Source organism: Bacillus sp. FJAT-28004 (assembly GCF_001280845.1).
Classification (GTDB): Bacteria; Bacillota; Bacilli; order Paenibacillales; family Paenibacillaceae; genus Pristimantibacillus.
This window is the reverse complement of sequence record NZ_LGHP01000001.1, coordinates 2,065,294-2,076,033: the sequence shown is the minus strand read 5'-3', so window position 1 is coordinate 2,076,033 and position 10,740 is coordinate 2,065,294. Positions and strand designations below refer to the sequence as shown.

At 44.0% G+C, this 10,740-nt stretch carries 11 protein-coding genes; all 11 read right to left on the bottom strand.

Annotated features, from left to right (window positions below):
* Positions 1 to 64 precede the first annotated feature (64 nt).
* The 11 genes from AC787_RS08785 to AC787_RS08735 all read right to left on the bottom strand — a co-directional run bounded on the left by AC787_RS08785 (position 65) and on the right by AC787_RS08735 (position 10,667).
* A complete protein-coding gene (locus AC787_RS08785) occupies positions 65 to 1,534 on the bottom strand; it encodes a M17 family metallopeptidase (RefSeq protein ID WP_054024430.1) in 1,470 nt (489 codons plus the stop codon).
* Between the two features lie 13 nt (positions 1,535 to 1,547).
* On the bottom strand, positions 1,548 to 2,171 hold the full coding sequence (locus AC787_RS08780) for a glycosyl hydrolase-related protein (RefSeq protein ID WP_054024429.1): 624 nt from the start codon (positions 2,169 to 2,171) through the stop codon (positions 1,548 to 1,550).
* Between the two features lie 22 nt (positions 2,172 to 2,193).
* Positions 2,194 to 2,457: a hypothetical protein gene (locus tag AC787_RS08775; protein WP_054024428.1), complete on the bottom strand. Its 264-nt coding sequence runs from the start codon at positions 2,455 to 2,457 to the stop codon at positions 2,194 to 2,196.
* Entirely contained in the window at positions 2,423 to 2,755 is a 333-nt protein-coding gene (locus tag AC787_RS08770) for a hypothetical protein (RefSeq protein WP_054024427.1), read from the bottom strand. The genes AC787_RS08775 and AC787_RS08770 overlap by 35 nt, the downstream gene beginning before the upstream one ends.
* 144 nt (positions 2,756 to 2,899) lie before the next feature.
* The gene (locus AC787_RS08765) at positions 2,900 to 3,856 is read right to left on the bottom strand and encodes a carbohydrate kinase family protein (protein ID WP_054024426.1); all 957 of its coding nucleotides are present in this window, start codon (positions 3,854 to 3,856) and stop codon (positions 2,900 to 2,902) included.
* A gap of 52 nt (positions 3,857 to 3,908) precedes the next feature.
* Positions 3,909 to 4,919, bottom strand: coding sequence for a LacI family DNA-binding transcriptional regulator (locus AC787_RS08760; protein ID WP_054024425.1), 1,011 nt, complete (start codon positions 4,917 to 4,919; stop codon positions 3,909 to 3,911).
* Positions 4,920 to 5,045: 126 nt separating this feature from the next.
* The gene (locus AC787_RS08755; RefSeq protein ID WP_152970606.1) at positions 5,046 to 5,933 is read right to left on the bottom strand and encodes a metallophosphoesterase family protein; all 888 of its coding nucleotides are present in this window, start codon (positions 5,931 to 5,933) and stop codon (positions 5,046 to 5,048) included.
* Between the two features lie 28 nt (positions 5,934 to 5,961).
* Positions 5,962 to 6,849 carry a phosphoesterase gene (locus AC787_RS08750; RefSeq protein WP_054024424.1) on the bottom strand — a complete coding sequence of 296 codons (888 nt, stop codon included), beginning with the start codon at positions 6,847 to 6,849 and terminating at the stop codon, positions 5,962 to 5,964.
* 28 nt (positions 6,850 to 6,877) lie between these two features.
* Positions 6,878 to 7,786: a carbohydrate ABC transporter permease gene (locus AC787_RS08745; RefSeq protein WP_054024423.1), complete on the bottom strand. Its 909-nt coding sequence runs from the start codon at positions 7,784 to 7,786 to the stop codon at positions 6,878 to 6,880.
* A gap of 76 nt (positions 7,787 to 7,862) precedes the next feature.
* A complete protein-coding gene (locus AC787_RS08740; RefSeq protein ID WP_054024422.1) occupies positions 7,863 to 9,599 on the bottom strand; it encodes an extracellular solute-binding protein in 1,737 nt (578 codons plus the stop codon).
* 120 nt (positions 9,600 to 9,719) lie between these two features.
* Entirely contained in the window at positions 9,720 to 10,667 is a 948-nt protein-coding gene (locus tag AC787_RS08735) for an ABC transporter permease (RefSeq protein WP_054026981.1), read from the bottom strand.
* Between the last annotated feature and the right edge of the window lie 73 nt (positions 10,668 to 10,740).

Below are 10,740 nucleotides of genomic sequence, written 5' to 3'. Positions count from 1 at the left end.
CACTTGTTGTTTTATGTTATATATGTATTTGTTTGCGTTTACAAAAAAATAATAAAGAGGAGTATTACCCTCCTTTTTCTCTCGACATTACAAAGGTAGCCAGCATCCTCGCGCCGAAGCCTGTCGCTCCGATAGCCTGCTGGCCTCTGGCGGAGGATGAATCTTTTGGACCGTTCATGTCGATATGTGCCCATTTCAATGAAGGATGAACAAACTTGCGTAAGAACAACGCCGCTGTAATTGCACCTGCGCCATCACCGCTGCTGATATTACAGACATCGGCATATGTGCTATCCAAGTACGATTCGTATTCATCTACCAATGGCAGCTGCCACACTTTCTCGCCGAATGGCTCACCTGCATTTTTACACATACCCACCAGCTCGTCATCGCCGAAAATACCCGCAATCTTAGTTCCAAGTGCGCCGACGACGGCATAAGTTAACGTCGCCATATCGATCGCTTCCGCTGCTCCAATACGATGGGCATGGATCAACGCGTCAGCGAGAACGAGTCGGCCTTCCGAATCGGTATTGCCTACTTGAACGGTAAGGCCGTTCGCATATTGGATCACATCGCTTGGCAGCAAGCAGTTCCCTGATATAACGTTCTCCGCAGTCGGCACTAACACCGCTATATTGGCGGACGCACCACTCTTAACGACGATATCCAGCGCTCCAAGCACACCTGCTGCTCCGGCCATATCCATCCTCATACTGCTAATATCATGATCACGTTTAAGGCTGATTCCCCCGGTGTCGAACGAAATTCCTTTGCCAATCAGCGCCGTAAGCGGCTTTGATTCATCCGTACAATAACGAAGCTCGATAAATGCAGGCGAATATGTGCTTCCTTTACCAACCGCTATTACGCCGGCAAAGCCTTGTCTCTCCAACTCCTCGCCAGTGAACACATTAATCTCTACACCAGTACCGGCAAAACGATCCATCACTTTGTCCGCTAATACTAACGGGCGCAAATAGTTGGCTGGTTCATTCGCAAGATCGCGTGCCCATATCGTGCCCTCAGCATGAATTTCACCTCGGCGAATGGCCTCTTGGATCTGCAAGCTCAACTGTCCATCGAAAGAAAGGATCGGGATTTCTTGCTTCTCTGACTTCGTCTTATATTTATCGAAGGAATAAGTTCCCAGTTTCCAACCTTCCACCCATGCCGATATCGCTTCTGCTTCTTGACCGGATGTTGTATTTCCATCCCATAGCGCTTGGAAAGAAACATGCACACTACTACACTTCTCCTTAGCCGCTGCTCTTCCTGTGTTGCCGGCTGCTTCCCTAATCCGAACAGGGTGAATAAGCGCAGCCTCACCCATACCTACGATAACAACATCCGGTTGTCCGAGGCGACCATAGAACCACGTTATTGCATCTTTGGCGCCCATATGTGGTCGCAATACAGACGAATCGAACAGCTGCCCGACTTGCGGCAGATCCAAGATCCGCTCTACATTTTGTTCATAAACCGGATAAATTAAGGTTTGCGCAGTCTTATCTGCTTGTTGACCGATACTCATCGGACAACCCTCCTTATTTTTCAAATTCAATACAAAGGCTCGCAACACCAAATGCCATAACTTCAAAGCCTATTTGTGAATCATGAATGAACCCCCCCCCCTCACCTACAGGACGTTCTAATGTATCGACAAAATAAGCTTTGCTCACCGTGCGGAATAGCTCCAGCTTTACCGATGCTGTCTTTCCTTCAGTTTCATATACCCGAATAATCCATTGCTTTACAGCTTGATTGTCCTCAGGCATCTTGATCGCAGCTATTGCAATGGTTCCTTCAATCAATTGGAAGAAGCTTTGTGTTGTCGGCCAATCTCCATTACTCGCAGCCACTGAGATGTATTGGAGCGGAAGATGGTAATGAGAGGATTGTTCAATCAATGGCTGATTTCTGGATGCATCAACTACACAAATACTTAAACGAATTCGATGAACCCCTGTGTTCGGATAAGCATCAGGGCCATAAGAGCCCCGCAGCAGTGTGACGTAAAGTGCTCGATTCGTACCTCGGAATCCATATTTGCAATCTGATAGAAGCATAAGTGCTCTACCAATTTCATGGTTAACAGGAACGCCAAGTGCCCAACTGTTCGCGGGTACGTCTAAATCTAGTGAAGGACGTTCAATCGTACCAAAAGCCATATTGTATCGATAGGAATCGCTTTCATACTTGCAATTTCGATATTCGAAACGAGACGCTGAACGTAATGGATTGCCTCAGCAGCTTACTGCCTAAGTCACTGCTTTCGATTTTGATGCCTTCAGTGAGCTCTTCGATTTTGCGATATCGGCCTACCAGCCATGCATTACCACCTCCTTGAAAAGTATCCTCCTCTATGAATCGGAATACGCCTGCGGGTCGGCTGTTATCGATGAGCTGCTGTCCGTTCTCCTTATTGATTAATGAGATAATCGTAGATTCGCACATCAAGAACCGCTTTTAGCAGCTCGTTTTCCAATACAAACGTATACAGTTCCACAGGCGGCAGGTTTTGACAAGTGAGATAGAAATCATTTGCCGTAAGAGACGACATATCCCCCGCTTTTTCCGTCATGATATAGGTGCTGTATCCCAATGCTGGAACGTTCACTGGCAGTAATACACACAAGAAAAAGTGCACAATATGATAGGCAGCTGCTTGAGAATGGGAAACGTGGAAATCAGGATACTCCTGCAGCAGATCCAGCATCGTCCGGAATGTGATTAGCATATTCCAATTCCGCAACGATGCGTTTGCCCCAATGCCCTTCCGTCACACCACTTTTTAGCTTTACGAGATTCGCGTTCAGTTCCACTACCTGTATGATGTCCACTCTCCTAAAACCCGCTTATCGTCTCATAAATAATCCATCACTATGAATCATTAGATTCATAGTGTGGTTTCCAGCGTTGCATTTGTTTCACCAATTCTATCCGCGATAAATTTCTCTAGCAGTTGTATGTTTGTCGTCCCTGTATTTCCACCATATTCACTTACAGACAGCGCCCCGCAAGCATTTCCATATATCAAACATTCCTCTGGATTTTTTCCTGCCAAATATCCGTAAATGTAACCGGCATTAAAAGAATCACCCGCTCCAGTCGTGTCGACGACTCGGACGGAGAAGCTCGAACGATAGGCCTGCTGCCCGCCTACCGATGTCACCGCACCTTTCGAACCCAATTTGAGCACGATATGGCTGCTGTATTTGGAAAGAACGCTGAGGCTTTCCTCTACCGTTGAACAACCGGTGTAGTGCATAGCTTCGGTTTCGTTCATGAAGAAGACGTCGATATCCTTCATTAATTCAAAAATGCCAGGATACCATTCCCCGGTGTCATCCCACCCCATATCAATAGAGGTCGTAACGTTAAGTGCTTTAAGTTTTTTTACTGTTTCCAAGAATTCAGCATGATTGCGACTTCCCTTATAACAAGTTAAATGAACGTGACGTCCTAATAAAACACTATTCATGTCCAACTGCTGTAAACTAAGCTCGGCGTTTGAACCTGCATACGTAATAAAAGAACGATCATTTTCTGGGTTAATTGCAATGGAAATGCCTGTATTGCTGCTGCTCTTTTTTATATATCTGGTATCGATTCCATATTGAGAAAACTGATCTTTTATAAGCTGACCAAATCCGTCGTCACCTAGTACCCCGTTAAAGGCAACCTTCAATCCTAGCTTGGCTGTCGCCAAACTAAACAAAGCTGCCCCTCCGCCGACGTGGATGGTCATATTTTGAACAAATACCTCTTGTCCAGGTGCTGGCAGTTCGTTGCAGCCCTCAACTACTAAATCAATATTCGCGTCTCCAATCACGATGACATCGTAATTTTTCAATGGTGTCTCATCTCCATCTATTCCCGATATACACTGATGTGCTCTCTATTCCTTATGAATCTCTTCTTATACAGCTTTCACGGACAACTAGTTTATGATCCATGATGATATCCTCGGTTGACGTTTCCTTATTCGTAATTTGTTTCAGCAGCGCTGCCATCGTCACTTTGCCCATGTCTTGTATAGGCTGCTCCATCGAGGTTAACCTCGGACGTGCAAGCTCGGTCAGTTGACTTCCGTCAAAGCCCATAATGGAAATATCCTCCGGAACTCGAAGGTTATGATCCCAGATGCAGTTCATCGCTCCAACAGCCATATCATCACTTACAGCAAAAACAGCCGTAGGCGTTTGTTTATTACGAAGAATATCTTTCATTTGCTCGTATCCACTTGTCACTTTATAATCACCGAACCGGATATTTTCATATATGATTTTAATGGAATGGTCTGACAATGCATTTCGATATCCGCTATACCGGTTTTGTCCCGATGTAATATCACGCATGTCACCGCCGATAAACCCTATTTCCTCATGACCAAGTTCAATCAAATATTTCGTCGCATCGTAAGCAGCTTTGTAGTCATCAATAATGACAGAAGCAAATTCTTGGTCCATCGGTTTGACACTAGAAAAAATAACGGGAATGTTCATTTTATGAATCAAAGCACGGATTTCCTCATTGATTTTCTCATGCATAATAATGATGCCTTCTACCCGCATTTCCTGAAACACATTAATATACTTTAATTCTTTATCTATATCCTCGATGATATTGCATACCAACAGGTTATAATCATTAGAGCTAGCCGCTTCTTCGATGCTGCTTAAAATTGTCGAATAGAAGCTTGAGGTAAGGTCTGGCACAATAACCCCAATGAGATTCGTTTTGTTGCGTACCAAGCTTCGGGCGATCTGGCTCGGAGCGTATCCCAATTGATCGATGGCTTGATTCACCTTTTCTTTGAGATCGTCTTTCACATACCTCTCGCCATTCAGCACTCTGGACACAGTTGTAACCGAAACTCCCGCTACTCGGGCCACATCTTTGATTTTTGGTTGCACAGTATTCACCCTTCGTGGAAGTATATTTCGTTCATATATTAGAATTATATAAGATATACTTCGACTTCGACAAACTTTCTCATCATTTCTTTTAAGTCGTGAGGATTAATCCTCATCAACTCATTTCTATTTCGCTATTTCTATCCTCGTATCGAACTCCCGCTTTCCTTCGAATAAGGTGATGATTCTTGCTCCGCGCTCAAGCTCTCCGTAAGTGTCGATTCCGGTAACACGTCCATAACATAATCGAATCCCATGAAGTTCTCCTACGTAATCATTATCATGATCATGTCCGACAAAGGTTCCCATGACATCCCCCTGCTCAAGCATGGACGTGAACAAACCGCTATTCAGCTTGGGACAGCAGACCTCCTCGCCTTTATTGCCTATACTTTTGCCTTCCTGCCAGACTTGCTCATATTCTGGTATTGGAATATGGAAAAAGGCGAGCCCTGGCAATGCACTGCCATTCTTCTGTGCAAGTTTATTCGATTCCCTGCAGTACCAATGAACTTGATCCGGATGTATCCATTCGTATCCACCAACGGACTCAGGTGCTGAATCTCCCGAATCAAAAAAGTACAGAACAGCCGTATCTTCTTCACTCGCAGAACCAGCAACGGTGAGAACATAATTCCCTACTCCATGGATGTCATTAGGACCGTCCTCAGAAATGTTATTATCATATTCCTTTAAAATCTCATTCAATCGTTGACGCGTAATGCCTTTCTCTGAGTCGTGATTTCCATAAATGACAGCGAACGGAATGGCAGTCTGGACAACACCCGAAATCGCGCGGCGGAATGCTCCTTCTTGATCCTCCGTATCATAACTAGATATGACATCGCCAGTAAGGACGATCAAATCCGGCTTTTGTGACGTAATCAATTGCTGAATAATAGCTAACGTTTGAGCATCCTTTTCAGGCTCAATTCCATCTTTGATATGCATATCGGTAAATTGAATGATCGTAAAAGTCCCATCTGATCGGAATCTTAACTTGTTGTGCTTCACCTTAACTCCTCCTTGGCCGAAAACCTTATTAATCTTCAATAAATAATGGCTGAGAAAACGCGGAATACCCGCCTTCCAAATAAACGGCTATACGGACGTATTTTTCGTCGCCATTACACTCATACACTGCTTGTTTGATTCGCCCTGTTGTTTCTTTCAGCACCTGTCCGTCTTTGCCGAAGAACGTGACGTATTTGTACATTTTATCAAGCAAATCATTAGATCGAAGATCAACAACAACCTTGGTGCCTTCTACTCTGATCGCATCAAACCCATACCCTGTTGATACATAAAAGTTGCCTTCTTTGATCGCGTCAATAATAGCTTCGTTCGTATTTTCTTTAGCTCTGACCACGTTCCAAGCGCGTTTCTCTTGTCCATATACATGCGAGTCATCATTTCCGAACCCCCACACTTTACGCCCGGCGGATAAAACAGCATCCCACTTGTCGAACGCGATATCGTACTCCGGATTGCCGTCCCCGTTATAGACTTCAATCCCAAGATAACGATCCATCTTAAGCATATCTTCTAGTTCCCAAAAATTCGAGAAATAACGATTCGGATGCACGAGCACTGCAAATCCGTCGTTCGTCGTCGTTAGGTCCACAAAACGCTGGTAATTCTCAATCGTAAACTCACTGTTGTAGTTTTCCATAATCTCTTGCGGCGGCTTCACTAGCAGCATATGTGTTTGCCGACTGCTGACTTCTATAGCTTCAAAAACAGTCGGAATCTCTCTTTCACCTTCGTGTTTCGTAATTTTATCATGGTCAGAAATACCGAGAAAATCGTATCCACCGTACATTTTGTAAACCGTTTCGAGCGAAAACCAACCATCGCTGTTCGTCGTGTGGTTATGAAAGCTTCCTTTTAACCAAGTCCCCGACTCTACGTAAGGATTCACTATTTTCATTTATTTTCCCATCCTCTCCTAGGCTAATTTACTCTTTAATCGATCCGATCATAATACCCTTGGCGAAATAGCGCTGCACAAATGGATAGATAAGAATAATCGGCGTGACGACGATAATTATCGTTGCCATTTTAAGCGAGTTTCCTGTAACTTGCATTTTTTCGATCAAATCGTATCTAAGGCCGGCAGCTTGATTGAGCGTATCCCGCATCGCTTCCGCACTCATCAGCATTTCTTGTAAAAGTGTGGATAGCGGACGCAAAGACGATTTTCGAATGTAAAATGCACCGGTGAACCAATCGTTCCAATGACCAACGGCGTTAAACAAACCAATGACCGCTATAACCGGCCGGCTGAGCGGCATAATAACGTGCAAGAAGATCGAAAAGTCGTTATATCCGTCAATCCGTGCTGATTCTTCCAAACTCGGATGAATTTGTTGAAAAAATGTTCGCATAATGATTATGTTCCATACGCTATATAGGCTTGGAATGACATAAACCCAAATATTATTCGTCAAATGAATCGACTTAAGCAGCATGTAATAGGGAATAATTCCCCCTCCAAACAACATCGTGAAAAAAATAATCATCATGATATACTTCCCGCCAGGCAGCGTTTTGCTCTTTAACGCATAAGCTGCTGCCGCAGTCAGGAAAACGCTTGTGATTGTACCTACAACTGTGCGAAAGAGTGAAATCCCAAAAGCAGTTGTAATATTGGACGTTTCAAACGCCTTATGGAAGTTTTCCAAGGACCAAATCCTCGGCCAGAAGTAAATGCCGCCTCTTTCCGCGTCTTTACCGGGATTAAAAGCAAGCGCAAAAATATTAAAAAAAGGTAGAATGATCGATAAACACAGCGCGATAAGAAGCAAATAATTTATGATCCTGAATACTCTTTCGCCGACGCTAAGTTTATAAAATTCGTTTCCCACTTTCTCCCTCCTCCTTTGAAGGAAAGGCGGTTTCACCCAAAGCGGATAAAATCGCCTAACCGTCAACTATTTGTTTTTAATTGCCGTCGCTTAGCTTTACATGCGTTTTCGGATCGGCATCTTTATCTGCAAGAAGCTTTAAATAGTCGTCCAATCCAGCTGCTTTCAGTTGCTTCAAGCTGCTATCCAACATTTTTTTTGCTTCTTCGATGCTCTTGCCGTAGTACGCGCGGATCAATGTCTCATTGTAACCGTCCAACGCCGCTTTCAGATCTGCCGCTCTGTCAAACTCACCGAGAAAAGCAGTAGGTACATAACCGTCGACGATTTTCGCATTTTTAAACTTTTCGTCAAAGCTCCAATATTCGCTTATTTTTTTAGCGCCCTGATTTTCTTCTTTTTTCATTTTGTCGCCATATTGCATTTCACCGAAATCAGCCATGTGGTCGAGGTCGGTACTGCCGAGTAAATCTCCCCATGCGTTGCCAACGCCTTTAAAGCCGAGCTTCTTCGCTTCGTTCGGGTCTTTTTCTTTCAGATCCATCACTTCTTGTTTTACAAGCGGGAAGCCATCTGCGCCGAGCGTGTAATCGCGACCTTCCAAACCGTAATTCCAGATAAGTTTACCTTCTTTGCTAGCTAAGTAGTCGGCAAATTTAACGATATCTTCCGGCTTTTTCGTTGTAGCAGGGATTGCCCATGCGCTGTAGCCGGACTTAAAATCGACTTCCATTTTGGCTGGACCGTCTACAGTGTCAATGGGTCCGAGTGGGAGGTAATGCATGTCTTGATTGAATTCTTGATAGTTATGCGCATCTCCGATAATCGCCCATGTGCCGTTCAATGCGCCTTCCGTTGCGCGACTTTCGTCCATCGTGAAGTACTCCGGATGAAGAAGCTTTTCATTAAGCATCTTATGGAAAAACTCTACTTTCTTCATAGGATATTCCGTTTCTGCTTCATGAAGGATTTTACCGTCTTTCGATCTTTTGATGCGTTGGTCGTCTCCACCCCACTGCAAATCTTTGAAAGCAGCTCCACCGTCTTTGCCGCCCCAGAAGGATGGACCGATTGGGATAACTGGACTGCCGTTGCTATCTTTGAAACCACCGGCTTTGATTTTTTTAGCCAATTCATATACTTGATCAGACGTATGGATCGTACGCGGGTCGATTCCCAGCGACTCAGCGATGTCTTTACGGATATAAGGACCGCCTACAAATTTGTTAGATATATAACCGCCTTGGCGATTGATATTCATATGAACGAAGTAGGAAGAGCCGTTAAATTCCGGACGGAACATTACGCCGTACTTCGTATCCAGCGGCAAGTAGTCATCCTGCAAATATTTGCTATACACTTTTGTATCTTTTATAAGCGGTGTCAGATCAGTGAACATCCCTTCGCGTGCCGCTTTCAAGACAACCGGCATTTCCGGTCTACCGCTGTTATTGAGGTAGAAAACAACGAAATCCGGCAAGTCGTTCGCCGCGATACCTGCAATCAATCCATCGATGGATCTTTCGGCTTTCATGATTTCGATTTCAAACTCGATACCCGTCTGCTCCTTTATCTTCGCTTTAATTTCCGGGTTCATATCTTCTGTGTAATCGTCGGTACCCATGAATACAAGACCTTTCATCTTACGATCAGCAATCCATGTAGCCGGTTTCCCTTCAGTTCCAGGTGCAACCTCTTCTGTGCCGCCAGGAGCAGGAGTTTCAGTATTGTTCTTGTTACCATTAGAGCAGCCTGCGATCAGCATTGCTGCCACCATAGGTATTGCAAAATACTTTGCCCATTTCTTACTCATGCGATTTTTCCCCTTTTCTAAAATGGTTTTTATGAAACACGCCAGAAGACGTCTTCCACCAATTGGATGGTCATGTAAACCTTTTCGCATAGCAACTATGGTAACGATATCAGGATAACGCTACCATAAGGATGTTTCAGAGACCTTACGGGAAACTCGATTCGCGAAAATAACCAAGATCAACCCAATTAATCCTTGCAGCATGCCGACGGCTGTCGCGTATCCGTACTGACCGCCTTGCAAGCCCACTCGGATAATATAAGTGTCCAAGATATCAGAGAGCGGTGCATTACCCGGTGTTTTGAGCAAATAAATCTGGTCGAACCCGGCGGACAATATACTGCCCAGAGACAATATAAAGAGGATTACAATTGTCGGTGTGATGGATGGCAGCGTAATATTCCAAACTTCTCGAAATTTACTTGCTCCATCAATTTTAGCCGCTTCGTACATTTCGGGATTAATTCCTGAAATCGCTGCGACATAGATGATCGAATCCCAACCAATAGACTTCCACATATGGCTTCCGAACATAATCTGGTAGAAGTAAGCCGAATCCATCATAAAGAATGTACTTCCGTCGCCGCCCATATTCGTTATTACCTGATTCAACAAGCCGGTATCGGGAGCGAGTATACGTTGAACTAAACCAATAACGACAACCCACGAGAGGAAATGCGGCAAGTAAAGTATGCTCTGAGAAACATTCTTGAACCATTTAGAGCGAACTTCATTAAACATAAGTGCCAGAATGATCGGAAACGGCAGGTATAGAAACAATTTCATACAACTTATGATGAGTGTGTTTTTAATCAATTCTCCGCTTTGATACGAATTAAAGAATTGTTTGAAATAATCTAGGCCAACCCAAGGGCTTCCTAAAATTCCCTCATTGAACTTGTATTCCTTAAAGGCTAACATCAATCCAGCCATCGGAATATAGCTAAAAATGATGAAGAATACAACACAAGGCAACACCATGATGTACAAATAACGGTGAGCCAAAATTTTCCTCCATAAAACGATACCACTTTTTTTTCGCTTCATTGGTACTGTCATTTGCTTCATAAGTTGAAAGTCACCTTCTTTCTGATTACTATCTGGAAGCGATACCATAGAGAGAGCATTATTCAAATAAGTT